This is a genomic window from Magnetospirillum sp. LM-5 (genome assembly GCF_902729445.1).
Taxonomy (GTDB): Bacteria; Pseudomonadota; Alphaproteobacteria; order Rhodospirillales; family Magnetospirillaceae; genus Magnetospirillum.
In genome coordinates this window covers 232,303-258,106 of record NZ_CACVCE010000001.1, presented here as the reverse complement: position 1 = coordinate 258,106, position 25,804 = coordinate 232,303, and the positions used below count along the sequence as shown (strand labels likewise).

Sequence of the window (25,804 nt, the reverse complement as noted above, 5' to 3'; positions counted from 1 at the left end):
TTCGTCAGGCTGTCAGGTTGCGCGGAATCAACACCCGAACCTTGGTCCCGCTGCCGACCTCGCTTTCCACCTCGATCCGCCCCTTGTGGGCCTGAACGATCTTGTAGGAAATCGCCAGCCCCAGCCCGGTGCCTTGCCCGACCGGCTTGGTGGTGAAGAAGGGATCGTAAATCCGTTCCAGGTTTTCCGCCGGAATGCCGCAGCCATTGTCCTTGACCTCGATGACGAACATGTCGTCCTCGATGGCGGTGCCGACGGTGATGATTCCCTGGTCGGGGATGGCATCGACGGCGTTGGCGATGATGTTCATCACCACTTGGTTCAACTGACCGGCGAAGCAGGCCAGGTCGGCCTCGGGGCCGTAATCGCGGACCAGTTCGATGCGGTTGCTCATCTTGTGGCGCAGGAACAGCAGCACCGATTCCAGCGCCTCGCGGACGTCGATGGTCTTGAACTCGCCCTCGTCCAGACGCGAGAAGGTGCGAAGCTTGACCACCAGTTCGCGCACCCGCTCCAGACCCTGGCCGGTATCGACGATGCGCGAGCGGGCCTTTTCCAGCCGGCCGCGTGCCGCTTCGGGCAACGAATCGGCCGCCTCGCCCAGCACCGTGGTCAGCCAGTTCTCGATCGAGAAGACGTTGGACAAGGCGAACGACAGCGGATTGTTGATCTCGTGGGCGATGCCGGCGACCAACTGGCCCAGCGACGCCATCTTTTCCGACTGGATCAGATGGACCTGGGTCTCGCGCAATTTGCGATTGGCCTCTTCCAGCTCGGCATTGGCCTTGGCCAGCCCTTCCGCCAGGGCGGCGCGGGCTTCCATCGCGTCTTTCTCGGCGGTGGCGCGCAGCGCTTCCATCTCGCGCAGGCGGAATTCCTCGATGATCCGTTGGTTCTGTTCCAACAGGAACTTGCGGCGCAACAGGGCGCGCAGGCGGGCGCGCAGCACGCTCATCTCGGTCGATTTGCCGACGAAATCGTCGGCGCCGGCTTCCAGGGCGCGGGCGACGTTTTCCTTGTTCTCGTAGGCCGACAGCATCAACACCACCAGGGGCGATTCGACGTCGGTCCGCTGCTTGGTCAGTTGCTGGCAAAAGGCGATGCCGTCCATTTCCGGCATCACCATGTCGACCATCACGCAATCGAAATCCACCTCGTCCAGGTGACGCAATCCGTCGGCGGCGCTGCCGGCCAGGGTGACCTCGCAGCCCTCGTCGCGCAGCTCGGCGGCCAGGCTTTCCCGATAGGTGTTGCTGTCATCGACGATCAGCACGCGGGCGCGACGGAACATCGAGCGGGCGGCGTCGGGCACGGTGAAGTCGCGAACCGAACGGCGCAGCAGATTGTGGACACGCAGCAGCAGGATTTCGGTGTCTTCGGACTTCGACACGAAATCGTCGGCGCCGGATTCCAGGCCGTGCAGCTCGGTGGTCTGGGTCTCGTCGGCGGTCAGCATCAGGATCGGAATCGAGCGCGTGCCCAGATTCATGTGGATCTGGCGGCACAATTCGTCGCCCTGGATGCCGGGCAGGTGATAATCGACGATGATCAGGCTGGGCAGCAGCCGGTTCATCTCTTCCAGCGCTTCCTCGCCGGAATAGGCGCAGACGCTGGAGAAGCCGGCATTTTCCAGCACCAGCTGCAGACGCAGCGCCTGGGTCGCCGAATCCTCGACCACCAAAATCAATTCGCCGTTGGAAGGATGGCTCATGACTTCTCTCCGCTCACCAGGCGAATCAGACGAGGCCCGATGTCGGGCAGAGGCAGCATTTCCTTGACCGCGCCCAGCTTGGCGGCGGCGGCCGGCATGCCATAGACGACGCAGGTGCTTTCATGTTCGGCAATGGTGTGGGCGCCGGCCTTGTGCAGCGCCGCCATGCCGTCGGCGCCGTCGCTGCCCATGCCGGTCAGCACCACGCCGATGGCGCGCCGGCCCAGGTCGCGGGCCATCGAGGCCAGCAGCACCGAGCCCGACGGACGCTGGCTTTGCACCGGCGGATCATCGACCAGCGCCAGGCGGCCATCCTTCAGCACCATGTGACGATCGACCGGCGGCACATAGACGGTGCCGGGGGCCGGCACCTCGCCGGCGGCGGCGATCTTGACGGCGAACGGGGTGACGCCGGCCAGCCACGACACGAACCCTTCCAGGAAGCTGGCGGTGATGTGCTGGACCAGCAGCACCGGCAGCGGAAAGCCCGGCCCCATGCCGCCCAGCACCTGGGTCAGGGCCTGCGGCCCGCCGGTGGACGACACGATGCCGACCATGGCGTAGCCGTCGGCCGGGCGGCGCGGGCGCACCTCGACCGGCTCGGCGGTGCCGAACGACAGGCCGCGATTGATGCCCTGCCGGACCACCCGGACCTGGCTCATGATCGCCAGCTGCGTGCACAGGCGGCTGGCCATGCCCTCGAAGGCGACGTTGGTGACGCCGACCGGCTTTTCCACCACCGCCAGGGCGCCGGCGCGCAGGGCGTTCATGGCGATGTTCAGTTCGTCATCATCGACATTGGCGGCGACCACCACGATGGGGGTCGGCCGGCGCGCCATGATCTGCAAGGTGGCATCCAGGCCGTTCATGCCGGGCAGGCGGATATCCAGCGAGATGACGTCGGGCTGCAGGCTGTCCAGCAGTCCCAGGCCCTCCTCGGCGCTTTCGACGGCGGCAACCAGGTCGAAGCGGCTGTCCGAGCCGATGATGTGCTTGAGCAATTCGCGGACGACCAACGAATCTTCGACGATGAGAACCTTGATCTTCTTCATAAAATCTGCCCGATCGTGTCGAGGAGTTCCCTCTGGTCGAATTTGCGTTTGACGACATAAGCGTCGGCGCCCAGCGCCAGTCCGCGCTCGCGATCTTCGCGCGCTTCCAACGACGACACCAGGATCAACGGAATTTTCTTGAGCACCGGATCGGCCTTCAAGGCCTGCAGCAGGCCGAAACCGTCCAGGCGCGGCATCTGGATGTCGGAAATGACCAGATCGACGTGCTCGGCCCGAACCTTGCCCAGGGCTTCCAGCCCATCGACCGCCAGGCGGACGATATAGCCGTGCGCTTCCAGGATGCTTTTTTCCAGGGTGCGGGTGGTCAGCGAATCATCGACCACCAGGATGACCGGGGTGCGCGCCTCGGGCGGCTTTTCGACGGTGGTCAGGACGCGGGTGGTGCCGGATTTGCGGAAGGTCTCGACGATCTCGAACGGATTGAGCACCAGGGCGACCGCCCCGTCTTCCAGCAGCATGCCGCCCGCGACCATGGTGCCGATGGCCGCCGGCACGCCGATGTCACGGACCATCGCCTCGCGAATCGACAGGAAATCATCGACGGCGACGGCGACGCGGCGCTCGCCATGCTTCAACACCACCAGCGGCACGACGTTGCGGCTGACCGTCACCGCCGTCTCGCCCAGGGCCAGAAGATGGGCCAGGGACAGCAGCGGCAATTGCTGCCCGCTTAAGAAGACCACCGACTTGCCCTCGACGGTGCCGACGCTTTCCGAGGCTACCCGGTGCAGCCGGTCGATGCCCTCGGTCGGCAGGGCGTAGGTATAGCCCTGGCAGGCCACCAGGAACAGACGCTGGGTCGAGACCGACAACGGCACCGACAGTCGAAAGCGCGTGCCCGTGGGCTGGCGCTCGGACACCTGCACGGTGCCGTTCATCATGGTGGCGGTCTCGCGCACCACCGACAGCCCCATGCCGCGCCCCGACAGGTCGTTGACATCGCGCGAGGTGGAAAAGCCGGGATCGAAGATCAGGTCGATCAGGGCCTGGCGCGGCAGGTCGGCCGCTTCCTCCACCGTGAACATCCCCTGCCCGACCGCCTTGGCCCGAATGGACCCGTAACTGATGCCGCGGCCGTCATCCTCGACCACCACCGCCAGGCGGCCGTCGCTGACCGAAAAGGACAGGCCGACGATGGCAGCCGGCGGCTTGCCGGCGGCGACACGCTCGGCCGGGCTTTCCACCCCGTGTGCCAGCGAGTTGCGCAACAGGTGCATCACCGGGTCCTTCAGACCCTGCAGCACCATGCGGTCGGCTTCGACATCCAGTCCGTGCACCTGGACATCGACCTGCTGGCCGGCATCGCGGGCCAAATCGCGCACCATCTTGCGAAAGCCGGCGAACACGCTGTCGGCCGGCACCATGCGGGCGTCGCGGACCTCTTGCTGCAACTCGGTGCCCAACTGGCGGGTGGCCCAGCCGTTCCGTTGCTGCAGCCGGCGCGAACGGCGCGCCTCGCGGGCGACGACGCGCAATTCCTGTTCCCACGCCTCGGCCTGGCGGTCCCAGGCCTGGGCGCGATCGCGATCGCCCAGGTCGCGGGCCATGCCGGCGGCGAACTTGCGCAGACGGCGCCATTCCTTGTCCATCTCGGTCAGGCGGCGATCGACGTCTTGCAGGGATTCGGTGACCGTGCGCTGGTTCATGCTTTCGGTCAGCAATTCGTTCGAGGTGCGCAGCAACCGGTCGAGATGAACGGCGCGCACCCGCACGGTATCCTCGGCCTGGACGGCGACGCGCGGCGGCTCGGGCTCGGCGATCGGCTGGGGGGCGCTGACCGGTTCGGGCTGGGCTTCGGGTTCAGGAACGGCCGCCGCGGCGACGGCGGCCTCGATCTCGGCGGGAACCATGGGTGCCGCCGGCGGCGGCGGCGGCGGATCGTCGGACAGCGACAGCAGGGCTTCCAGCGCGCCGATGGCCGGCCCCATGTCGGGCGGCTGGGTGCCGCCGGCGAAGGCGGTGACCCAATCCTCGACGGAATCCAGCGCATCGGCGATGCGGGCGGCCAAGGGCGGGTCCATGACCACCGCCCCCGACCGCAGCCGGGTGAACAGGGTCTCCAGCCGGTGGGCCATCTGCTCGACCGGGGCCATGTCGACGGCACGCGCCGCGCCCTTCAGCGAATGGGCACGGCGGAAAATCTCGTCCAATTGCGGCGAGCCAGCACCCTCCGCGCGCATCGCCAGATCGACGATGAGCTTGCGGATAACCCCCAGGTGTTCTTGGTACTCGACCTGGAAGGCGGCCAGCAATCGTTCGCGGATGCCGATCAAAGCCGGTATTTCTCCAGGGTTCGGGCCAATTGTTCACCCAGCTTGGTCAGCTCGACCGACGAGCGTTCCAGATGCGCGGTGGTGGTGGCGGTCTGCTGGCTGGCCTGGCGGATCTCGTGCAGCGCCTGGGTCACCTGTTCCAGGCCGATCTGCTGCTGGTTGGTGGCGCCGACGATCTGCTGGAAGGCATGCACGCTGTCTTGGATGTTGGCGGCCATCTGGCGGATCACCTGCTCCGACAGGTCGGTCCGCTCGCGGCCGGATTCGACGCGCTTCAAGGCCTCTTCCGTCAGCATCACCGAGGTATTGATGCCCTTCTGGGTCTGTTCCAGGATGCCGCGCACCTGGCCGGTGGCTTCCTTGGCCTGGTCGGCCAGATTCTTGATCTCGTTGGCGACCACCGAGAAACGGCGGCCGGATTCGCGGGCATCGGCGGCTTCGATGGCGGCGTTCAGCGCCACCAGGTTGGATTGCTCGGCGATGTCGTTGACGGTGGCGATGATTTCGCCCACCGCCTGGGTCCGCTCGGACAGGGTGATGATGTTCTCGGCCACCGTCTCGGTCTGCTCGCGGATGGCTTCCATCCCTACGCTGGCGTCATGCACCGCCTGCAAGCCGGCGGTGCCGGATGCCGCCACCGCTTCCGCCGTGCCGGCCACCTGGCGCGAGCGCTCGGCCACCTGCTTGGACGACAGGTTGATTTCCTCGACGGTGGTGGTGATTTCCTGCACCGCCGCCGCCTGCTGCTTGGTACCGGCCGCCTGTTCCTGGGTCGAGGTCAGGATCTGGGCCGCCGCCAGCGTCAGGCTGTCGCAGACGCTCCGCGATTGCTGGGCGATCTCGCGCAGGCTGAACAGCATCTCGTTGAAGGATTCCTGCAACTGGCCCAACTCGTCGCCCGAGGTCACCTTTTGCGGATCGATCCGCAGATTGCCCTTGGCGATTTCCAGGGCGGCGACGGCGCACCGGGCCAGCGGATCGACCATCTGATGGCTGATCAGCCAGGAAATGCCGATACCGCCCATGGCCGCCACCAGTCCGGCGATCACCTGCCAGATGATGGATTCGGTGATGTGCTGGTCGGTATCGCGGCTGAATTGCTTGACCGCCTGGTCGGCGCTTTGCAGCACCTGGACCTGCACCGCCAGGACCTCTTTCAGCTTGTCGATCCGGCGCGCATCGGTGGGCGGCAGGGCCAGATAGCGACCGGCCTCGGTCTCGAACTGGCGCAGCAAGGCCGATTGTTCGGTCAGCCGCGCCCTGGTGTCCGAGCTTCGGGCTCCGGCCACCATCACCCGCAGCCCGCTTTCCGGGTTCATCAGAACCGAACCGCCATCGGTCAGCGCCGCCAGGCTTTCGCGCATCAGCCGCATGGTGCCTTCGTGATCCGAGGCGATGCCCTGGGCCGCCAGGATCACCTCCTTGGCGTATTTCTGCGACAGCATGCGCTGGCGCCCGGCCAAATCGGTGACGGTGCCGAAATCGCGCTGGTTGCCGATGGAATAGGCGGAAAGCCCGATCAGCCCGGCCAGGACGCCGGTGAACATCACGGCGACCACCACGAATTTGTGGCGGAGCCGAATGGTTTTCCACAGCGAGAAATTGCCAGAATTCATCAGAGCGTTCCTTCAGGTGGCGCAGGTGTAATCGGGGCGGCGCGGACGCAGGGCGTCGAGCGCCAGAATCTGGTGCGAATCGAGCAAGATCACGGTGTCGGCGGTGATGCCGGCGATGAAGCGCTGCGGCAGGCCGTTGCCGGCCTGGTGCGGCAGGGTCATCTGGTCGGGGTCGAACAGGCGGATGCGCAGGACCTCGTCGACGCGCAGGCCGACCTCGCGCCCGGGGCCGCGGATGAAGATCACCGACATCGGCGCGTCGGGCGCCGGATCGGGCAGGCCCAGCATGTCATGCAGATTGACCACCGGCCTGATCTCGCCGCGCACATTGGTCACCCCCAACAGGTGGCGCGACTGGCCGGGGACCGGCGTGGTCTGCTTCAAGGGCAGCACTTCGGTCAACACGTCCAGCGCGACGGCGTAAATCTCGACGCCGATCCGCACGCACAGGGCCGCCTGGCCGGTAGGGGCCGGCTCGGCCTCGGCGCGCGGGCTGGCCAGCCGCTTGGCCCGCAGCTTCAAGATCTTTTGTGCCAGTGCCGCGTCGTCCAAGGTCATGACGACCCGATCAGCTTAAGATGCATCTCGACACTCTCGCGCAGTTGCGATGCGGTCAAATCGTCGCCGTCCTCGATCGGGTGGTCGTCCGGCAAATCAGCCAACAAGGCCAGCACGTTGCGAAACGATCGACGTGCGCCGTTATTGTCGTCCCCCCGGGCCAGGAACAGCCCCAGGTGATAATGCGGCAGAACCGCCTTGCGGTCGAGATAGATGGCGCGACGCAAAGCGGTTTCGCACCCGGCGCCATCGCCCAGCTGTTCCAGGATCAGGGCGCGCAGCAGGTGAAGGCGCCAATCCAGGCCGGTGGCGGCCAGCAGCGCGTCGCACGAAGCCAGCGCCTCGTTCCATTGTCCGGAATCGGCCAGACGGCGAACCTTGGCCGCCCCTTCCGCCGGCGGAGCCACCGGACGGGGGGCCACAAACGCCGCCTTTTGTCGCGCGGGCGACGGACGCCGGACCGGAGTCGGAGCTGCCGGCCGGCAGGGCGATGGCGGGGGCGGCGCCAACGGCCGGGGCGCGACCGCCATTTGCGCAGGTTCGGCCGTCTCGGGCCGATCGACCCGCTGATACAGCACCGCGCCCGGCACGTTGACGGTGCGGAAGTCGCGGAACAGTTCCATGTTGGGCTCGGCGTGGCCCATGATCAGCCAGCCGCCGTCCATCAGCGATTCGCGGAAACAGGGCACCAGCTGGGCCACCGTCTCGGGGCTGAAATAGATGATGACGTTGCGGCAGATGATGATGTCGAAGGCGGCGATATTGTCGACCAGCGACGGGAAGCGGTTGCGGGTCAGGTTGTGGTACTGGAAGGTCACCAGCGAGCGGAACTGGCTTTTCAGCACCCAGTGCTTGGCCACCTTGTCGAAGCAGTCGCGGCGGATGTCGTCCGGCGTGGTGCGAAAGGCCCATTCGTCATAGCGAGCCTCGCGGGCGCGGGCCAGGAATTTCTGGTTGATATCGGTGGCGATGATCGAGATGTGCCAGTCGGCCAGCTTCTGGCCGAACTCGCGCTTGAGCATGATGGCCAGGGTATAGGGCTCGGGGCCGATCGAGCATCCGGCGCTCCAGATGCGCAGGCGCTTGAAGGCCTGATTGCGGGCGATCACGTTGGGCAAGATAGTGTCGCGCAGCGCGTCGAACTGTTCCTTGTGACGGAAGAAATAGGTCTCGCCGATGGTCAGTTCGGCTACCAGCGCCTCCATCTCGCCGCCATGGCCGGGCTCGCGCTCCAGCAGGGTCAGATAGCTGGCGCAATCGGACAGCTTGCACGCTTCCATGCGGTCGGCGGCGATGCGGGCCAAATCCTCGTCCTTGTCGGAATAGAAGGCCATGCCGGTGGAATTGATCACCAACGATTTCAGCCGCGCGAAGAAGGGATCGGCCAGCAAGGCGGCCATGGCTTCGGTGATCACGACAGCTCTTCCGCCAGGTCGTCGAGCCGCTTGGACATTTGGCCAAGATAGTCGAGGACGCGCTGGCGTTCCTCTTCCAGCAGGATTTTCGGCCAGGACAGCAAGGGGATGGCTTGCTCGCCTATTTCCAGCTGCGCCTCGACGCAGCCCTGGAACGTGCGGGTCTCGTCGATCGGCAAGACCCGGCAGGCCGACAGCGGATAGACGCCATCGACATGCTGGACCAACAGCCCCATCGGCACGGCCCGCTCCTTCATGATCAGGATCGAGGAATCCAGGCCGACCGAAAACGGTTCAAGCCCCAACAGCAGATCGGCGCGCAGCACCGTCACCGCGACGCCACCCAGATTCAAGATCCCCTGGACGATCGATGGCATCCCCGGCGGCTTGGCCAGCCACGGGATCGGCACCACTTCGGCGACGTATTCGACGGAAGCCGCGAAGGGCTGATCCGACACGTTGAACACCACGACCGAATGGGCGTCGTCGCTCATTACCCCCCCTAAGACAGTCCGAAGGCGTCGGCCAACAAACGCACGCCTCCGACTCCGGCGCCGATCACCATCAGGCCGACCAACGCGACCAGAGCCAAGAACACCGCCAGCACGCCCCGATGGTCGATGAAGAAATGGATCAGCGCCAGATGCAGGCGCTCGATGGTGGTGCGGTCGCCATACAGCATGCGGTCCAGCCGCGAGGTCTGCTGCGCCAGTCCACCCTGTTCCGGCGCCGCCAGATGGTCGGCCAGCAGGCTCCGCCAGCCCTGCAGGCGGTCCAGCGCCGCCTGGCGGGCCGGAAACGGCGCCAGTTCCTGACCGGCCTTGGCGGCGATCTTATGATGGCGTTCCAGGAACTCGACGGTGAAGTCCAGGTGGGCCTGAGCGGCCGCCGATTTCGGAGCATAGACGCACACCGGCAGCCGCGAGGCCGCCGCCTCGATCACCATGTTGTCGCGGGGGATTTCCGCCCCATAGACCGTGCCGCCCAAACGGGCGCGGATCAGGTCGCTGATCTTGCGCGCCGCCTTGTGGCGATCGTGGATGGTGAACAGAACGCCTTGCAGCAGCAGCCCCTTGTTCAGCCCTTCCTGCACGTACTTGATCGATGGCAGCGTGCGCAGCAGCCCGTCATTGGCGTAGGGCGTGGCGGTGACCGGAATGATCACCGCATCGGCGGTGGCCAGGGCGTTGATCGGCAAGATGCCCAAAGCCGGCGGGCAATCGATGATGATGTAGTCGCAATCGATCGAGGCATGGCTGACGATGGTGGAAAGCGTGCGCTGCGAATCCTTCAGCTCGGACAGCTTGATCTCGATGCCGGCCAGCGAATAGGTCGAGGGGATCACCCGCAGCCCCTCGAAACGGGTCGGCAAGATGACGTCTTCCAACTTGGCGGCACCGATGAACAGATCATAGATGCCCTGGCGGACATTGGGATCGATGCCCAGGCTTTTGGTCGAATCGCCCTGGGAATCGAGGTCGATGACCACCACCGACTTTCCATGCGCCGCCAGACAAACCGCAAGGTTCGTGCTGGTGGTGGTCTTGGAGATGCCACCCTTCTGATTGAATATGGCCACGATGTACGGTTTCATGCCGTCCAACACCACCCTCGCCCGTCCGCCACCCCGGCGCCAGGGGCCCCACCAAAACCGCGCAGCCCCCAAGCTTACGCGGTCCTTGCGGCCCGAAGCAACCAACCATGCCGCCCCGCAAGGGAAAATCCGATGGGATACGGCAAAAGTTTGGAGACGGTCGACCTAATCAAACCCCATACAATGCATACGATTCCAACCATTACCAAAAGATAAAGGCGCCGCCAGAACACCTCTGGCGACGCCCTTTATCCGGGAAAATCGGCTGGTGGGGTGATTTTGAAGTTCGCGTCAGAATGATGATGGCGAAATCACCACACAACCCCATGAATTAGTGGCCTGCTTATCCCAGAAGTTCGCATGCGGACTTCTGGGGCAGGACACCAGCGATTACGGATAGCAGCCGGCCATGAACAACTGGGCATCGTGGACCTTGACCCAAGTTTGCTTGGGGGCCAGTTTCTTGGTCTCGGGGTGGGTCCAGGTGTACTTGGCCCAACCGCCGTTGGGGGTTTCCTTGCCGACGCGGATCATTTCCTGAATGATCATCACGCCGTTGGTGTCCTTGAGCGCCGGCAGCGCCGGATTGTCGATCAGCTTCGGATTGATGGCGTGCACCTTGAAGATGCCGTCCATGGTGCTGACGATGACGTACAGCTCGCCATTGACCCAATCCTTGTTGTCCTTGTTCATGAAGTCGGCGAACGACTTTTCCTTGCCGGCGGCCTTGTAGTGCGCGATCGACTTGTCGACCAACATCTGGGCCGAGGCGCATTCGTCGGCCTTGGCGGCACCGGCGGCCAGGGTCAGCCCAAGGGCTGCGGCAATCCCAACAATCTTCTTCACGATATCCCCCTATGGATGTGAATGGGTGAACGGGTAGATCAGGCCGTCCGCAGACGGTGGACCAGACTGTCGACCTCGGATTGCAGGCGGGCGAACTCGCCCACCAGCCCCTCGGTGGTGGAATGGACATTGGCGGCGGCGGCGCCGACATCCTCGGCGACGCGGCGGACCTCGCCGATGCCGTCGCTGACGATGCGGGTGCCGTCGGCGGCCTCGCTGACCGAGGTGCTGATCTCGCCGGTGGCGCGCCCCTGCTCGGCCACCGCGCCGGCGATGGCGGCCAGGGCCTCGCTGACCCGGCCGATGGTGGCGACGATGCCGTCGATGGCGCGTACCGCTTCGTCGGTGGCTTCCTTCATGGCGCTGATCTCGCCGGCGATCTCGTTGGTGGCGCGCGCGGTCTGATTGGCCAGGCTCTTGACCTCTTGGGCGACCACAGCGAAGCCCTTGCCCGCTTCGCCGGCCCTGGCGGCCTCGATGGTGGCGTTCAGCGCCAACAGGTTGGTCTGGCTGGCGATGTCGTTGATCAGCTTGACCACCTCGCCGATCTTCTGCGAGGCGGCGGTCAGGCCCTTGACCGTCTCGTCGGTGCGGGCGGCCTCGCTGACCGCGTCCTCGGCCACGCGTGAGGATTGGGCGACCTGGCGATTGATCTCGTTGATGGCGCCGGCCAGTCGCTCGGCGGCCTGGGCCACGGTTTCGACGTTGCCGCTGGCCGCTTGCGAGGATTCGGCCACCTGGGCGCTGCGGCTGGACGCGGTCTCGGCATTGCCGGCCAGCACCTCGGCCTCGCCGCGGATGGCGTCGGCGGCCGACGAGGCGGCGGCGACGGCACCGCGCACGGTGCTCTCGATCTCGGCGGCCAGTTCGGCCATGGTGCGCCGCTTGCTTTCCTCGGCCTCGCGCTGCAGCGCTTCTTGTTCGGCGGTCAACGCCTTGACCCGCACGGCATTGTCCTTGAACACCTGCACGGCGGCGGCCATGGCGCCGATTTCGTCCTTGCGGCCGATGGCGGGGATCGCCACCCCCAGATCACCTTGGGCCAGCTGGTCCATCGCCCGGGTCATGCCGCCGACCGCCGACGAGATGGCCCGGCCCAGGAAGACCGAGAACGCCACCAGCAGACCGATGGCGGCGATGGCGATGCCGATGAACAGCGAGCGGGTCCGCCCGGCGGCTTCCATGGCGGCGGCCTTGGATTCCTCGACCAGCCGGCCTTCCAGCGCGATCATGCCGCGCGCTTCCTTCATCAGGTCCAGGAAGTTGTCCTCGGCGGTCCACATGAAAGACACGGCGGCGGTGAAGTCCAGCGCCTGCATCGACAAGACGTGATGGGTGTTTTCCTTATAAAGGGCCAGGGCCTTGTCAAGCTTGCCCAGCAACTGCGCCTCTTCGGCCGACAATTCATAGCCCTTGCGATAGGCCGCGATCGAGGATTCGGCGGTGGCGACCGCGCCCTTGAAGGCGTCTTCGACCTTGTCCATCTGCTTGGCATCGACGCCGGCCGCGTTCCAGGTCAGCAACCGGTACAGGTCGGAATGGGCGGCCTGGATGATTCCGGACAATTCGGCGGTCTTGACCGATTTGGCGAAGGCGATGTCGGCGATATCGTCGAGCGCACGCTCCTGTTTGGCCAGGCCCATCATGCCGACAATGGCGATCACCACCATGCCCAGGGTCGCCACCACCGGAATGACCGCGATCTTGGCACCAATCCGGACGTCGTCGAATACGCTCATAATCCCCCGCACTGCTGGCCGCGCTTCGTATGCACAGTTCTACCGACTCATTGGGCGAAACCAAAGCGGGACTTTGCTATCCTTAAGAATGTAGGTTATTCACCCCACCCCCAATGATCCTATGGAACGCGACATACCACCGTCACACGAGGGCCGGGCGCTTGCGCTTCGGCGCTTCCTCGGGCTTGGGCGCCTCCTCGCGCGAGATGCGTTCGGACTCGGTCGCGGTCAGATTGCGGCCGTCGCGATAGGCCTTGATCACATGGTCGGCGGCGTCGGCGCCCTCGGCGATGCCGCGATCGAGATTCGACCACGACCAGTCGTAATTGACGTTATAGGCCACCGGGATCTCGATGACCTTAAGGTCGGGGCGATCCTTCTCGACATGGGACTTGAACAGGCGGACATCGTCCTCGCTGGTGGTGGCGGCGAACAGCATCACCAGATTGTTCAGGGCGTCGTACAGATTCTCGGGCTTCCTGACCTGCTTGATGTCAAGGATGCGGCTGACCCACACCTCTTCCAGGTCGGGATGGTTGGTCAGCAGATCCTGGAAGTTGACGGTATCGACGGTGGCGCCCTCGCAATAGGTCTTGTCGCCGATGGTCACCGGGTCCTCGATATAGGGCAGCGCCGAGCAGGCGCACAGGGTTTCGGCCCGGATCTTCTGGTATTTGGGATTGAGGTTGGAAAACAGCTCGAGCCGGTCGTCGGTCAGGTTGTAGGCATTGTGGTAGATGGTCGGCCGCCCCGGCTCGCTTAAGCGGCCAAAGTCGATCTGGGCCAGGAAGGCGCTGTCGGGGTAATAGATGCGCGACAGACCCTTGGTCTCGCTTTTGTAGATCAGGCTGGTCAGGAAGCGCGACCACGGATTGACCGCCAGGATCTGGTTCAACACCAAAGCGTTGACGTTGGCCATCGACCATTGGCGGGGGTCCGCGGCGAAGCGCAGGATTTCCTGCCAGGCCTCAAGGATCGCCTCGGGCACCACCAGATTGTGGTAGCTGGCCGGATTGAGCATGAACGACACCGAGTTGCGCAGGCTGGCTTCGAAGTCGGGCGCGAAGGCGGCGGCGACCGGGAAACGGTCGTAGACATTGTCGGGACGGAAGATCTTGCGAAAGAATGTCTCGGAGACCTCGGCCTCGTGGCCGATATCGGCCTGGTTCCACACGATGCCCAGCCAGGCGCCGATGCACGACAGCGTCCACACGTCGAAGCGGATATCGGGCTCCTGGTGCAGGCGCTTCAGCGCGCCGAGGCTGATTCCCACCGCCGGACCGCCGCCAGCCAACGCAATCGCACGCTTCATGACAAACCCCTCTCTGTGCACTTCTACTTGGAAGTGTAGACGTCGCGACGCTCAGTCGCAACGCCTGCAGGGGTATGGGGTCATATGCCCGTTGGGCTAGCCCAAGCCGCGATCAGATAGGTGACCATCAGGCCACCCAGGATGACGATCAGCATGCCGGAAAAGAAGCCGCGCCAGCCCTTGTCGGCCCGGCGCAGGTCCAGGAAATGGTCCAGCACGGCACGCGCCTTGAAGTAAGACGCCACCAAGGCGATGGCGGCGGCCACCAATCCGGCTTCGGTGTGGCCAAAGACCAGCACGGCGGTCAAGGACACCAGGGTCAGCCCGACCAGCAGCGCCCAGGCGCGGACCAGACGGCGGCTCCACTCGGCTTGGCTTTCGGCATTGGTCATCAGCGCACCAGATAAACGATGGGGAACAAGATCAGCCAGATCAGGTCGACCATGTGCCAGAAGGCCGCCCCGGTTTCCAGATTGTCGACCGAATTGCGCCAGCCGACGATGGCCAGCACCACCAGTCCCATCACCACATGCAGGGCGTGGAAGCCGGTCATCAGATAGAACAGCGTGAAGAAGGTGTTGGTCTCGATGTCGATTCCATGGGCCGCCTTGTCGGCATATTCGACGCCCTTGACCGCCAGGAAGGCGAACCCCAGCACGCCCGCCGCCAGCAGCCAGCGGCGCGACACCGCCCCTTGGCCGGCGTGCCCGGCCTGCACCGCCTTGGCCGCCAGCCAGCCGCTGGTGACCAGGATCAGGGTATTGAGCCCGCCCAGGCGCAGATCCAGCATCGCCTGGCCGGCGCGGAACATCTCGACATCCAGGATGCGAGCGGCGCCGAAACCCAGGAAGAAGGCGCCGAACACCAGCAACTCGCTGATGATCAGCACCCACATGATGGGATTGCCGGGCAGGTTGGACAAAGCGCCCCATTCCTGGGCCGCCGCGTCGGGCGAAGAGGAGGTGTCGGTCATGGCGCCACCCTAGAAGACGGCCATCCCCGACCCATTGATTGCGGTCAAGCGCATCAGGAATGGCTGATATGCCCAACCGGGAGTAGCCAGCCGAAGCGGTTAGGCGCACCATCGGCTGATGTCCCGAGGACGGCAGGGGGGGAACCATGGCCGAAATGGGCGAGGACGTCCTTGACCACGCCTATTTGAGTGAACTGACCGAGTGGGTCGGTGCCGCCACCTTGACCGACCTTGCCGCCAAGGCGCCCGAGTCCTTCGGTGTGGAATCCGACGCCATGCGGGCGGCCTGGCAACAGGGCGACGCCACCGAATTGCGGGCCGCGTCTCACCGGTTGAAAGGCATGGCTTCCAGCCTGGCCTGCTGCCGGCTGGCGCAATTGTGCCAGTTTGCCCAGCACGACCCGGCCCGGGCGATGATCGACCGCGACCTTGGCGCCCGGCTGGACCGCGAGCTGGCCGCCGCCCTGGACGCACTGTCCGTCAGGTTCGGGCTTCGTTGATTTTGTGGGCCGATTCACCAGGCAGACGGTTCATGCAAATGAACCTTCTGTCTGGATCGGACCACTAGCCATAGGCGATCCCGGTCCCCCCCAGCCCGCAATAGCCGCCGGGATTCTTGGCGAGATATTGCTGGTGATAGGCTTCGGCGTAATAGAACGGGCCGGCATCGACGATCTCGGTGGTGATGGCGCCGCGACGCCCGGCATCGAGGCGAGCCTGATAGGCCGCCCGGCTGGCCTCGGCCAGCTCGCGCTGTTGGGCCGATCCGACATAGATGCCCGAGCGGTATTGGGTGCCGATATCGTTGCCCTGGCGCATGCCCTGGGTGGGATCGTGGCTTTCCCAGAACAGCCGCAGCAGGTCCTGATACGTGATGCGGGTGGGATCGAACACCACCTGAACCAGCTCGTTATGGCCGGTGCGGCCGCTGCAGACCTCTTGGTAGGTGGGATTGGGGGTGAAGCCGCCGCCATAGCCGACCGCCGTGCTGATCACGCCATCCTGGCTCCAGAACCGTTTTTCGGCGCCCCAGAAGCAGCCCAGGCCGAACCACGCCAACCCGGCGCCCGGCGGAAACGGAGCCACCAGGGGGGAACCCAGCACGAAATGCCGGTCGGGGACCGCCATCACCTCGTCCCGGCCGGCCAGCGCCTGGTCGCGGGTCGGCATCTGCATCTTGCTTGGTCCGAACAGGCCCATTTTCTCTTGTGCTCCTTTTGCTTCCCGTCCCAAAGATAGGTGTTTCCTTTGCCGCTTGACAGGGGGGCGAGATGCCTTTATATCGGCGCCTCTCGCACGGGATATGGCGGGGTAGCTCAGCTGGTTAGAGCACGGGAATCATAATCCTGGGGTCGGGGGTTCAAGTCCCTCTCCCGCTACCAACCTTCGCGAAACAAAAACCCTGACAGGTCGATGACTTGTCGGGGTTTTTTGTTGCCTGGGCGCATTCTTGCCGGAGCCTTTCCGAGCCCTTGCCACGCTTCCGGGGCACAAACGGGGGCACAAAATCAGTCAGGGGTACATGCCAAAAGATCTCTGAATTTTTCATAACCCCCACCACCCAATCCGCCCCCATCTCGACTCACACGGACGCTGATGCTACCTTCGGTATGCCTACCGGTGCAGCTTTTCACCGAGGCATCGCGATGCCTCCCGAAAGGGAGAAATCCGATGTTTCGGTACGAGAAGCGGCTCGTGTCGAAAAAGGAGCTGAAGAGCGTCTGCGGCATCCCGTACACGCCCCAGCACATCGGGCGATTGGAAGCGGCGGGGAAATTTCCCAAGCGGGTAAATCTCGGGCCGGGTCGGGTCGCATGGGTGTTGGCTGAGGTGGATGCGTGGCTGAGCGAGCGTATCGCCGAACGCGATACACCCTCTCACGATCCTTCCTTTTGACGGGGCGGGGTGGCCGGTGCGCACAACCGGCCACCCCAGTAATATTAATGTGAAGTTTACTCACAAACATTGGGTATGCCATGCAAGCCGCAGAAAAAATAAGGATCATCGCCAATATCAACAGCAACGGCGGCCGATCGTCAACGGTTGCATCTCGCTTAGGAATATCTAATTCTGTTGTTTTGTCTGCAATCGATGAAATCAATGCTGACTGTATATATGATATTAAATCAGGAAAAGGCGGTGGATTGGAGGTTTATGGCAAAATTTCTGATGAGAAGGAATCGTATTCTCACATTGGGAAATGCGCTGAAGATTGGATGGTGAAAAATATTTATGGCCCTCATGGGGTTACAGGACGCATTCTCAGGGCAACGCACGATAAAAAACTGAGTGGAAAGTGGAGTACCCCAGATTTCTCTGGCCTTTGCGTTCACAACTTCCAGCACACAAAAACGAAGCGCGTAGAAATTGTAACATTTGAAATAAAGTACGCGCCAAAGCAATTTAACGTATCATGTGTGTATGAGGCGCTTGCGCACACACGGGCGGCAAATTACGGAATTTTGTTTTTTTACGACGACCCACTGAATGAGAAAATTGATGCTGATGCCTTCGATGAAATTAAAATGGAGTGCTTGAGGCTCGGGATTGGAATGGTGATATCACAATACCCATGCGACATAAGTTGCTGGAATTATGTTGTACCTGCACGCTCTTTTAACCCAGATCCAAGAAGGGTTGATGCCTTCATTGAAGATGCGTTTGGCACTGCGGACAAGAAGTGGCTAAACAATAATTTGTAAGTAAATAATCTATTTCGCCCGGATCACCGGGTCTACACTCCACGTTTTCCCACCTGTAAACCGTTTTGCGATAATGGCGGGGACGGTTTTGGCAAGGTATTTGGGGAAGCCCTGCTCCAGGGCTTCCCGCTCATCCTCCGGCAGTCCGTCTATAAATTCCATGATGGCCGCTTTCTCACGGGCAGCGTCCACCTTGCGTCCTTCCGCTATCTGTACATCACGACGAGATTTACCGTATGCATGCAGACGGTAAATCTCGCATCTCTCGTCAAGGCTGACGTGATCATAGCTCGTCCCATAGCGGTCCCAGCATAGCTGGGTGTTGCGCTTGAGTTCTGAATCTAGGCTCGACGCGCCCGCGTCGATTCGGCCCCAGGTAGCTGACGGTCAGGATGGTGCGTTTGTAGTGGATGAGGACAACCCGCCCGTCGTCCGTCTCTGCGTCCCATTGGGACGGGAGGGCCGGACAAGGGTTTTTTGTTTGCTCGCGCGTCAAAATCTGCCACCACATCATCGGCTGAGGTCGGGATACGCGCGATGGTCGATGACGAGGTCTTGAAGCGGTGGCGCCACGACGTGCAGCAGGCAGGCGGCGGGCCGCAGGCCTGGCTGAACCTGGCCGGCGGGCTGGCCGGGCAAGGCCTGCTCGATGGCGGGGCCATCCCGGCCCTGCAAGACGGCCTGGCCCAGCTCCCCGGCGATGGCGGCCTGATCAAGGCCCTGGCCCTTTACGAGTTCCGCGCCGGCCTTGACGATGTCGCCCGCGCACGCCTGGCCGAGTTGGCCCCCCTTGATGCCGAGGCGGCGCTGCTGCGCCTCAGGATCGACCAGGCCAGCGGCGCCATCGCTCGCGACGACATGGTCCGGGCTGCCGCACTGGTCATCAACGTCACCCCCTGGGGCGAGCCGCACGAGGAATTCATCCGCCTGTGCCGCGAGGCCGACCACCACGATCTGGGGGTGCAACTGGTATCGCAATGGCTCCAGCACCGGGGCGCCAATGTGTGGGCCTATCTGCGGGCCGGCGAGATGATGCTGGAATCCGGCCAGGTGGCGGCTTCCATCCCGGTCTTGCTGGATTTGTGGCAGCAGCGTTATCTGGTCAGCGCCGATATCGGCCCATGGACCGGCATCCCCGACGACAATCCCGCCGACGAGGCCCGGGTGATCGAGGCGATCAGCCACGCCTTCGCGACCCCCGAGAGCGAGCTTCCCCTCCACCCCCTGCCCGACCATGGCCACGACCCGGCGCGGGTGTCGGTGCTGTATGTGGGGTCCGAAAGAACCGGCGCCGGCCTGGACGCCCAGAACGATCTGGCCGCCCACTTCAAGGCCGCCGCCCTGGCCGCCGGGGGACAATGCTCGGTCTGGCTGGACAGCGTGCTGGCCGCGCCCTGGGGCCGGCGCTGCGGCGATGCCCTGGCCCAGGCGCGGCGCCACGCCTTCGTCGCCGAACTGGACCGGACCCGCCCCGACATCGTCTTGTTCGACGTTCAGGCCCTTCCGGGCGGACGCAGCGTCTCGATCGACGACATGAAGGATCTGAAACAGCGCTTCGGGTTCCGGCTGGTGTTCGTCAGCCGCGACACGCTACGGGCCACCCACGGCCTGATCGAAGCGTGGGCGCGGGTCGCCGACAAGATCTTGCTGTTCGACCCCAACGCCTATGTCTTCACCGATCGCAACGCCACCGATCTGGGGGCGCGGTCGCTGGCCATCCCCGTTCCCGCCCTGGGCGCGCCGTTCGCGCCCATCGACGCGCCGGCCGAACACCAATTGCTGTTCGTCGGCAGCACGTCGGGGCCGCACCGTTCCTATCTGGTCGCCGGACTTGCCGCCGCCGATATCGGGCTCGAGGCCGTCATCGGCCGCCGCCGCCGCCAGATCGCCCCCGACCGCGAATCCTATGCCCGCCTGCTGGCGTCCAGCCGGGCGGTGGTCAATGTCGCCGCCCACGCCTATGGCGACGGCGGCTCGCTGGTGACCGGGCGGGTGTGGGAAACCATCGGCGCGGGATCGCTGTTGTTCGAACAATTGTACGAAGGATCGTCGCGATTCTTCGCGCCGTGGCGCCATTTCGTGCCGTGGAGCGAACCCGCCGACATCATCCGCCGCTGGCGGGTGCTGTCCCGTCACGAGGAATTGCGCGCCAAGATCGCCCGCGAGGCCCACGATTGGGCCGAACGCCATTACGGCCCGGACCGGGTGTGGCAAGCCATCCTCAGCCACGCTTTGGCTTGAGCGGCCTTAGCCCGGCTGGATGCTGGGGCAGTCGATGAGCGAGCGGCGGCAGCCATCGGGCTGGGCCGGGGCATAGTCTGGGCAGGTCCGGCAATCGCGGTCGTGGGCCAGCAACAGGCGGTCGCGTTCGGCGATCATCGCCTCGATGTCGCCCTGTTCCAGGATGTCCAGGGTGCGGTTGCGCTCTTCGGCGGCGCGCCCGGACCTTTGGCTCAGGGTCTGTTCCGCCTCGATCAACGAGGCCCGCGCCATCTCGCAGGCCGAATCCACCACCTGATTGAAGCGGTCGAAGGCCACGGTCATCGCCCGCAGCCCGTCGGCGGCGCGCTGCAGTTCGACGGCCGACCGGAACATCAAGAAGCGTTCGTGGCTGATGATCTTGGCGCTCGGCACGGCGGAACGCTCCCACCAATGAAGGACACACTCAGGATAGCAGTTCCCCCCTCGGTCAAGTCGAGAGAAATCGGGGAATGCCAGGCCCGCCCATCGGAGGGGGCTCGGCGAAAAAGTATAAGAACGGAACTAGGCCTATCGCGGGTTCCTTAAGCTTCCGCCACTTTGCTCCCCCACCGATGCTCATTATCCCTGCGGCCTGGTCATGGGTATGCTTCCAATCAGAGAAACGCACACCCAATTCAACCGCACATACGGTTGACATCAAGAGGGAGAGAGACCATGGAAAGCCGCCAGCAATGGATCGAACTGGCCCACATTCTGGAAGCCGAGTGGCGCGGCGAGCGCATCAACCGCAACCAGGCCCGCGATCTGGCGGTGACTTTGCTGCCCAAGCATCCCGAAATGCGCATGACCCTGTCCAGCATCCAGACCCGCATGGCGAGGGCTTGACCGAAGCGCTTGTTTTCGCGCTTGGCCGACCGACATAGTGCACCCGTCGTCGCAAGATTTTCGGGTGTTCCATGAAAAGTATCGTGTTGGCCTTGGGGCTGGTGTTGACCTCGCTTTTCGCCTGGGCGGCTGACGCGCCGCGCCAGGCGGTGGTCTACAAGAACCAAAGTTGCGGCTGCTGCGGCGGCTGGGTCGATTACCTGCGCGACAATGGCTGGCAGGTGGTGGTCCACGATGTCGATGACCTGGACGGGCTGAAGGACCGCATGGGCGTGCCCGATCAGGTGCGGTCGTGCCATACCGCCAAGGTCGGCGCCTATGTGATCGAGGGCCACGTTCCCATCGAAGCCATCGACAAGCTGTTTCAGGCCAAGCTGAAAATCACCGGCATCGCGGCGCCTGGCATGCCGCAGGGCTCGCCCGGCATGAGCGGAATCAAGGAACCCAACCCCATCGTCACCTTCGGCGGCGGCCCCAGCAAACTGATGGGGATCTATTGATCGGCGGCTGCGATCCAGCCGCCGCCCAGCACCCTGGCCCCTTGATAGAACACGCAGGCCTGGCCCGGGGCCACCCCTTCCTCGGGTGCCGCCAGCTCGACCCATGCGCCGCCATCCTCGGTCAGCTCGACCATGGCCGGCGCCGGCGGCCGGGTCGAGCGCACCCGCACCTCGACCGCCACCGGCCCGCAAGGTTCCTCGCCCAGCCAGTTGACCCGCTCCAGCCGGATGCGCCGCCGGCCCAGGGCCGAACGGGGGCCGACCACCACCCGCGCCGAGGCGGCGTCCAACGCCACCACATACAGCGGGTCACCGCCGCCCAGGCCCAGGCCCCGTCTTTGGCCGATGGTGTAATGGATGATGCCCGCGTGGCGGCCCAGCACGCGGCCATCGACATGGACGATGTCGCCGGGCCGCGACCCGCCGGGGCGTAGGCGCTCGACCAGGCCGGCATAGTCGCCGTCGGGGACGAAGCAGATATCCTGGCTGTCGCGCTTGGCCGCCACCGGCAAAGCGTGGCGCGCCGCGATGGCCCGGGTCTGGTCCTTGCTGTCCATGCCGCCCAACGGGAAGCGCAGGAATTCCAGTTGATCCTGGGTGGTGGCGAACAGGAAATAGCTTTGGTCGCGGGCGGGATCGGCCCCTTTCAGCAAGGTCGCCCGCCCGCCTTGCCAGCCCCGCTGGACGTAATGGCCGGTGGCCAGGGCCTGGGCGCCCAAATCCCGGGCAAAGCCCAGAAGGTCGCGGAACTTGACGGTGCGGTTGCACTCGATGCAGGGGATCGGGGTGCGGCCCTGGACATAGGAATCGGCGAAGCTCTCGATCACGTCGGCGCGAAAGGTCGCCTCCATGTCGATGACGTAATGGGGGATGCCCAGGGAATCGGCCACGGCGCGGGCGTCGTGGATGTCCTTGCCGGCGCAGCAGGTATTGGGCCGGCAGATGGCCTGGCCGTGGTCGTAAAGCTGCAGCGTGACGCCCACCACCTCCCAGCCTTCCTCCTGCAAAAGCGCTGCGGTGGCCGAGGAATCGACGCCCCCCGACATGGCGACGACGATGCGCCCCTTCATGCCCGTTCCCCGCCATCGACGATCGAGGCCAGCGCCTTCATGCTTTTGGAATGGAACTCGCGGCGGAACAAGATGGCGGTGACCGCCGCCGCCGCGGCCATGAACACCCAGGAATTGACGAACCAGCCCAGCATGGCCAGCGCGAAGTAATAGGCGCGCAGGCCGCGGTTGAAGCTGTTGGCGGCCAGGGCCTGCAGGCGGGCGGCATGGCAGGCGAAGCGGTCCTTGTCGGCGTCGGCCCCCTCGGGCATCGGCGCCGAGCCCATCAGGATGCAGCAATAATTGAACTGCCGCAGCGACCAGGTGATCTGGAAGAAGGTGTAGATGAACAGGCAGGCCAGCAGCAGCACCTTCATCTCGAACGCCTCGTGGCCGCCATCGGCCATGAAGGGGATGTCGAGAGTGACTTCATAGCCCCTGCGGCCCGAGCCCATCAGCGCGGCCAGGCCGCCGACCACCAGCAGGCTGGCCGAGGCGAAGAAGGCCACCGAGCGCATCAGGTTGCCGATGATGGCGGTGTCGGCGACGCGGTTGTCGCGGTCGCACAAGGATCGCATCCACACCAGGCGGTGGCGGCCCATCACCGCCGACAGCGAGCGGCCCTTCGAGGTGTAATGATCGGCCGCCACGGTATAGCCGACCCACAGCGCCAGGAACACGCCCAGCGCGGCAAGGTCGAGAAGGGGGATGGACTGGATCATGGCGACATCCGAATCATGAAGGGGCCGCAAGCGGCCCCTTCGTCGTCAATCCCGTTCGTCGATCCAGGCCATCTGGATGGCTTCCAGGATCTTTTCGTTGGACTTGGTGGGCTCGTCGTCGAAGCCCGGCAGGGCGCACACCCAGGCATGCAGGTCGGTGAACCGCAGGTTCACGTTGTCGGCATCCGGGTGACGCTCTTCCAGGGCGATGGCGATGTCCAAGACGTCGGCCCACTTCATTCTTTTCTCCGTCACCCTCGGGCTTGACCCGAGGGTCCAGAGGGCGCCATGGATGGCCGGGTCCAAGCCCGGCCATGACGCCCCTATCGGTGCGTCACTTCTTATCGACCATCATGTTGCGGGTCGCCGCCGGCAGGGTGACCACCAGGCCGTCCAGCGCCTTGCTCATGATCACCTGGCAGCCCAGGCGCGAGGTCGAGGTCAGGCCGAACGCCAGGTCCAGCATGTCTTCCTCGTCCTCGGTGGCCTCGGTCAGCTTGGCGAACCATTCCGGCGCCACCACGATATGGCAGGTCGAGCAAGCCAGCGAGCCTTCGCAGGCGCCTTCCAGCTCCAGCTTGTTGCGGTGGGCGATTTCCAACACCGACAGGCCCTCGGGGGCTTCGACCTCGTGGCGGTTTCCGTCGGGAGCAATGAACGTCATCTTGGGCATGGTCAAACCTTCTTCGAGTGCGATCTATTCGCCGCCCCCCAGGGCGCCATCGAGCCGATCCACCGACATGCCGGCCAGGGCGTTGCGGATGCCGCGGTCCATGCGCTTTTCGGCGAAGGACTTGGTGGCGTTCTCCAAGATGTCGATCGCCTGCGTCACCGCGTCGCGGTCCGACCCCGCGCACGCGGCGTTGACCTGCTCGATGGCCGCATCGATAGCCTGTCGTTCGTCCGCCGACAAGAGGTCTTGATCGACCGACAGCGCCGATTGCACCGCCAGCACCGACCTTTGCGCCTCGACCACCGTCTCGGTCAGCAATCTTTGCTCCATGTCGCCTTTGGCGTTGACCAGCGAATCGCGCAGCATGTTGGCCATTTCGTCGTCGGTCAGGCCATAGGACGGCTTGACCACCACCTGCTGCTCGACCCCCGTGGTCATCTCGGTCGCCGACACGGTCAAAAGCCCGTCGGCATCGACCTGGAACTGCACGCGGATGCGCGCGGCGCCGGCCGTCATCGGCGGAATGCCGCGCAGCACGAAGCGGGCCAGCGAGCGGTTCTGGTCGACCATCTCGCGCTCGCCCTGGACCACGTGGATGGCCATGGCCGACTGGCCGTCCTGGTAGGTGGTGAATTCCTGCGCCATCGCCACCGGGATCGGCGTGTTGCGCGGAATGACCTTCTCGACGATGCCGCCCATGGTCTCGATGCCCAAGGACAGGGGCGTGACGTCCAGCAAAAGCGTATCCGAGCCCACCGTCAGGGCTTCGGCCTGCAGGGCGGCGCCGACGGCGACCACCTCGTCGGGGTTGATGTCGGACAAAGGCGGCCGGCCGAAGAATTCGGCGACCCGGGCGCGCACCAGCGGCATCCGGGTCGAACCGCCCACCAGCACCACGCCCTGGATGTCGGCGACATCGATGCCGGCATCTTCCACCACGTCGCGGCAGATCGAGATGGTGCGCTCGACGAAGGGCGCGGCCAGGCTTTCCAACTGTTCGCGGGTCATGGTGTGCAGGCTGGGCTTGCCATCCACCTCGATCATCCATTCGCCCGTGGGCCGGCTGGTCAGGCATTCCTTGGCGACGCGCGCGGTCATCAGGGCCTGCTTGACCTCGCCCGAGGAAATCGGATGATCGCCCACCGCCACCTTGCGCTGGGACAGGAAATGCTCGGCGATGGAATGGTCGATATCGTCGCCGCCCAGCACGGCGTCGCCGCCGGTGGCCTTGACCTGGAACACGCCCTTTTCCATCTTCAGGATCGAAATGTCGAAGGTGCCGCCGCCCAGATCGTAGACGGCGTAAAGACCCTCGACCGAATTATCCAGGCCATAGGCCAGGGCGGCGGCGGTCGGCTCGTTGACCAGGCGCAGCACCTCGATGTCGGCCAGGCGGGCGGCGTCCTTGGTGGCGGTGCGCGCCGCATCGTCGAAATAGGCCGGCACGGTGATCACCGCGCGGCTGACGAACTTGCCCAGCAGGGCTTCTTCGGCGCGCGCCTTGATGGCGCGCAGGATATCGGCGGAAATCTCGACCGGGGTCAGCACCCGGCCGGCGACGCGTAACCGCACCATGCCGCCGTCGGGATTGGGCTCCAGCGTATAAGGCAGCGTGCCGGCCAGGCTTTTGACGTCCTCGATGCCGCGCCCCATCAGCCGCTTGATCGAGGTCACCACATGGTCCGGGCTTTCCAGGATCGCCTCGCGCGCGGCCTGGCCGACCACCACCTCGCCGTCATCCTTGTAATGGACCACCGACGGGATCAGCGCCTTGCCGTCGGCGGCGCGCAGCACCTCGACCTCGGTCTCGAAGGACAGCGCCACCACCGAATTGGTGGTTCCCAGGTCGATGCCGACGGCGGCGCCCTTCTCGGATTCGTGCGGGGCCGGCGTTTCACCCGGCTCGCACAATTGCAGCATGACGAGACCGTCGTCGGACATGGGATTCTTCCTTTTTCTTT

Annotated in this window: 27 protein-coding genes and 1 tRNA gene; 7 read left to right on the top strand and 21 right to left on the bottom strand. The window is 64.6% G+C overall.

Annotation, left to right across the window (positions count from 1 at the left end; all coding sequences use genetic code 11):
- Window positions 1-4: 4 nt before the first annotated feature.
- The 13 genes from MTBLM5_RS01320 to MTBLM5_RS01260 all read right to left on the bottom strand — a co-directional run bounded on the left by MTBLM5_RS01320 (window position 5) and on the right by MTBLM5_RS01260 (window position 15,110).
- A complete protein-coding gene (locus MTBLM5_RS01320) occupies window positions 5-1,711 on the bottom strand; it encodes a response regulator (RefSeq protein ID WP_173973995.1) in 1,707 nt (568 codons plus the stop codon).
- Window positions 1,708-2,763: a chemotaxis-specific protein-glutamate methyltransferase CheB gene (gene cheB, locus MTBLM5_RS01315; protein WP_173973994.1), complete on the bottom strand. Its 1,056-nt coding sequence runs from the start codon at window positions 2,761-2,763 to the stop codon at window positions 1,708-1,710. Before cheB ends, MTBLM5_RS01320 begins: the two co-directional genes overlap by 4 nt.
- Window positions 2,760-5,057 carry a response regulator gene (locus MTBLM5_RS01310; RefSeq protein ID WP_173973993.1) on the bottom strand — a complete coding sequence of 766 codons (2,298 nt, stop codon included), beginning with the start codon at window positions 5,055-5,057 and terminating at the stop codon, window positions 2,760-2,762. Before MTBLM5_RS01310 ends, cheB begins: the two co-directional genes overlap by 4 nt.
- Window positions 5,054-6,673 carry a methyl-accepting chemotaxis protein gene (locus MTBLM5_RS01305; RefSeq protein WP_173973992.1) on the bottom strand — a complete coding sequence of 540 codons (1,620 nt, stop codon included), beginning with the start codon at window positions 6,671-6,673 and terminating at the stop codon, window positions 5,054-5,056. The genes MTBLM5_RS01310 and MTBLM5_RS01305 overlap by 4 nt, the downstream gene beginning before the upstream one ends.
- A 12-nt stretch (window positions 6,674-6,685) precedes the next feature.
- Window positions 6,686-7,231 (bottom strand): chemotaxis protein CheW, encoded by a 546-nt coding sequence (locus tag MTBLM5_RS01300; RefSeq protein WP_173973991.1) that lies wholly within the window; start codon window positions 7,229-7,231, stop codon window positions 6,686-6,688.
- Entirely contained in the window at window positions 7,228-8,646 is a 1,419-nt protein-coding gene (locus MTBLM5_RS19090; protein WP_305792037.1) for a protein-glutamate O-methyltransferase CheR, read from the bottom strand. Before MTBLM5_RS19090 ends, MTBLM5_RS01300 begins: the two co-directional genes overlap by 4 nt.
- Complete coding sequence (locus tag MTBLM5_RS01290; RefSeq protein WP_173973990.1) at window positions 8,643-9,140, bottom strand: chemotaxis protein CheW; 498 nt, start codon at window positions 9,138-9,140, stop codon at window positions 8,643-8,645. The genes MTBLM5_RS19090 and MTBLM5_RS01290 overlap by 4 nt, the downstream gene beginning before the upstream one ends.
- A gap of 8 nt (window positions 9,141-9,148) precedes the next feature.
- Window positions 9,149-10,240, bottom strand: coding sequence for a ParA family protein (locus tag MTBLM5_RS01285; protein WP_173973989.1), 1,092 nt, complete (start codon window positions 10,238-10,240; stop codon window positions 9,149-9,151).
- Between the two features lie 390 nt (window positions 10,241-10,630).
- Window positions 10,631-11,086 (bottom strand): cache domain-containing protein, encoded by a 456-nt coding sequence (locus tag MTBLM5_RS01280; protein ID WP_254430851.1) that lies wholly within the window; start codon window positions 11,084-11,086, stop codon window positions 10,631-10,633.
- Window positions 11,087-11,124: 38 nt separating this feature from the next.
- Entirely contained in the window at window positions 11,125-12,825 is a 1,701-nt protein-coding gene (locus tag MTBLM5_RS19085; RefSeq protein ID WP_173973988.1) for a methyl-accepting chemotaxis protein, read from the bottom strand.
- 142 nt (window positions 12,826-12,967) lie between these two features.
- The gene (locus tag MTBLM5_RS01270) at window positions 12,968-14,137 is read right to left on the bottom strand and encodes a patatin-like phospholipase family protein (RefSeq protein ID WP_173973987.1); all 1,170 of its coding nucleotides are present in this window, start codon (window positions 14,135-14,137) and stop codon (window positions 12,968-12,970) included.
- A gap of 80 nt (window positions 14,138-14,217) precedes the next feature.
- Complete coding sequence (locus tag MTBLM5_RS01265) at window positions 14,218-14,529, bottom strand: cytochrome C oxidase subunit IV family protein (RefSeq protein ID WP_173973986.1); 312 nt, start codon at window positions 14,527-14,529, stop codon at window positions 14,218-14,220.
- Window positions 14,529-15,110: a cytochrome c oxidase subunit 3 family protein gene (locus MTBLM5_RS01260; RefSeq protein ID WP_173973985.1), complete on the bottom strand. Its 582-nt coding sequence runs from the start codon at window positions 15,108-15,110 to the stop codon at window positions 14,529-14,531. The genes MTBLM5_RS01265 and MTBLM5_RS01260 overlap by 1 nt, the downstream gene beginning before the upstream one ends.
- A 146-nt stretch (window positions 15,111-15,256) precedes the next feature.
- On the opposite strand from MTBLM5_RS01260, the gene MTBLM5_RS01255 reads away from it, so the two are divergent.
- Window positions 15,257-15,610: an Hpt domain-containing protein gene (locus tag MTBLM5_RS01255; protein WP_173973984.1), complete on the top strand. Its 354-nt coding sequence runs from the start codon at window positions 15,257-15,259 to the stop codon at window positions 15,608-15,610.
- Between the two features lie 64 nt (window positions 15,611-15,674).
- On the opposite strand, the gene msrA is transcribed toward MTBLM5_RS01255, so the two are convergent.
- A complete protein-coding gene (gene msrA / locus MTBLM5_RS01250) occupies window positions 15,675-16,310 on the bottom strand; it encodes a peptide-methionine (S)-S-oxide reductase MsrA (protein WP_173973983.1) in 636 nt (211 codons plus the stop codon).
- Between the two features lie 105 nt (window positions 16,311-16,415).
- Between msrA and MTBLM5_RS01245 the strand changes: the two genes are divergently transcribed.
- From MTBLM5_RS01245 to MTBLM5_RS01235, 3 genes are all read left to right on the top strand, one after another.
- A tRNA-Met gene (locus MTBLM5_RS01245) sits at window positions 16,416-16,492 on the top strand.
- Between the two features lie 289 nt (window positions 16,493-16,781).
- Window positions 16,782-17,006 (top strand): AlpA family transcriptional regulator, encoded by a 225-nt coding sequence (locus MTBLM5_RS01240; RefSeq protein ID WP_173973982.1) that lies wholly within the window; start codon window positions 16,782-16,784, stop codon window positions 17,004-17,006.
- A gap of 80 nt (window positions 17,007-17,086) precedes the next feature.
- Window positions 17,087-17,812: a hypothetical protein gene (locus tag MTBLM5_RS01235; RefSeq protein WP_173973981.1), complete on the top strand. Its 726-nt coding sequence runs from the start codon at window positions 17,087-17,089 to the stop codon at window positions 17,810-17,812.
- 9 nt (window positions 17,813-17,821) lie between these two features.
- On the opposite strand, the gene MTBLM5_RS01230 is transcribed toward MTBLM5_RS01235, so the two are convergent.
- Window positions 17,822-18,004: a hypothetical protein gene (locus tag MTBLM5_RS01230; RefSeq protein ID WP_173973980.1), complete on the bottom strand. Its 183-nt coding sequence runs from the start codon at window positions 18,002-18,004 to the stop codon at window positions 17,822-17,824.
- A 345-nt stretch (window positions 18,005-18,349) separates the two neighbouring features.
- On the opposite strand from MTBLM5_RS01230, the gene MTBLM5_RS01225 reads away from it, so the two are divergent.
- Window positions 18,350-20,053 (top strand): glycosyltransferase, encoded by a 1,704-nt coding sequence (locus tag MTBLM5_RS01225; RefSeq protein WP_173973979.1) that lies wholly within the window; start codon window positions 18,350-18,352, stop codon window positions 20,051-20,053.
- Window positions 20,054-20,059: 6 nt separating this feature from the next.
- On the opposite strand, the gene MTBLM5_RS01220 is transcribed toward MTBLM5_RS01225, so the two are convergent.
- Window positions 20,060-20,446 carry a hypothetical protein gene (locus MTBLM5_RS01220; protein ID WP_173973978.1) on the bottom strand — a complete coding sequence of 129 codons (387 nt, stop codon included), beginning with the start codon at window positions 20,444-20,446 and terminating at the stop codon, window positions 20,060-20,062.
- Between the two features lie 282 nt (window positions 20,447-20,728).
- Here MTBLM5_RS01220 and MTBLM5_RS01215 point away from each other — a divergent pair, with 282 nt between their 5' ends.
- Both MTBLM5_RS01215 and MTBLM5_RS01210 read left to right on the top strand, forming a co-directional pair.
- Complete coding sequence (locus MTBLM5_RS01215) at window positions 20,729-20,899, top strand: hypothetical protein (RefSeq protein ID WP_173973977.1); 171 nt, start codon at window positions 20,729-20,731, stop codon at window positions 20,897-20,899.
- A gap of 71 nt (window positions 20,900-20,970) precedes the next feature.
- Complete coding sequence (locus MTBLM5_RS01210) at window positions 20,971-21,399, top strand: DUF411 domain-containing protein (protein ID WP_173973976.1); 429 nt, start codon at window positions 20,971-20,973, stop codon at window positions 21,397-21,399.
- Here the strand turns inward: MTBLM5_RS01210 and mnmA are convergent.
- The 5 genes from mnmA to hscA all read right to left on the bottom strand — a co-directional run bounded on the left by mnmA (window position 21,393) and on the right by hscA (window position 25,784).
- On the bottom strand, window positions 21,393-22,469 hold the full coding sequence (mnmA, locus tag MTBLM5_RS01205; RefSeq protein ID WP_173973975.1) for a tRNA 2-thiouridine(34) synthase MnmA: 1,077 nt from the start codon (window positions 22,467-22,469) through the stop codon (window positions 21,393-21,395). The two genes, MTBLM5_RS01210 and mnmA, sit on opposite strands and share 7 nt — an antisense overlap.
- The gene (locus tag MTBLM5_RS01200) at window positions 22,466-23,170 is read right to left on the bottom strand and encodes a DUF599 domain-containing protein (protein ID WP_173973974.1); all 705 of its coding nucleotides are present in this window, start codon (window positions 23,168-23,170) and stop codon (window positions 22,466-22,468) included. The genes mnmA and MTBLM5_RS01200 overlap by 4 nt, the downstream gene beginning before the upstream one ends.
- A gap of 45 nt (window positions 23,171-23,215) precedes the next feature.
- The gene (gene iscX / locus MTBLM5_RS01195; RefSeq protein WP_173973973.1) at window positions 23,216-23,410 is read right to left on the bottom strand and encodes a Fe-S cluster assembly protein IscX; all 195 of its coding nucleotides are present in this window, start codon (window positions 23,408-23,410) and stop codon (window positions 23,216-23,218) included.
- A gap of 94 nt (window positions 23,411-23,504) precedes the next feature.
- Window positions 23,505-23,843: a ferredoxin family 2Fe-2S iron-sulfur cluster binding protein gene (locus tag MTBLM5_RS01190; RefSeq protein WP_173973972.1), complete on the bottom strand. Its 339-nt coding sequence runs from the start codon at window positions 23,841-23,843 to the stop codon at window positions 23,505-23,507.
- 24 nt (window positions 23,844-23,867) lie between these two features.
- The gene (gene hscA / locus MTBLM5_RS01185) at window positions 23,868-25,784 is read right to left on the bottom strand and encodes a Fe-S protein assembly chaperone HscA (RefSeq protein WP_173973971.1); all 1,917 of its coding nucleotides are present in this window, start codon (window positions 25,782-25,784) and stop codon (window positions 23,868-23,870) included.
- Between the last annotated feature and the right edge of the window lie 20 nt (window positions 25,785-25,804).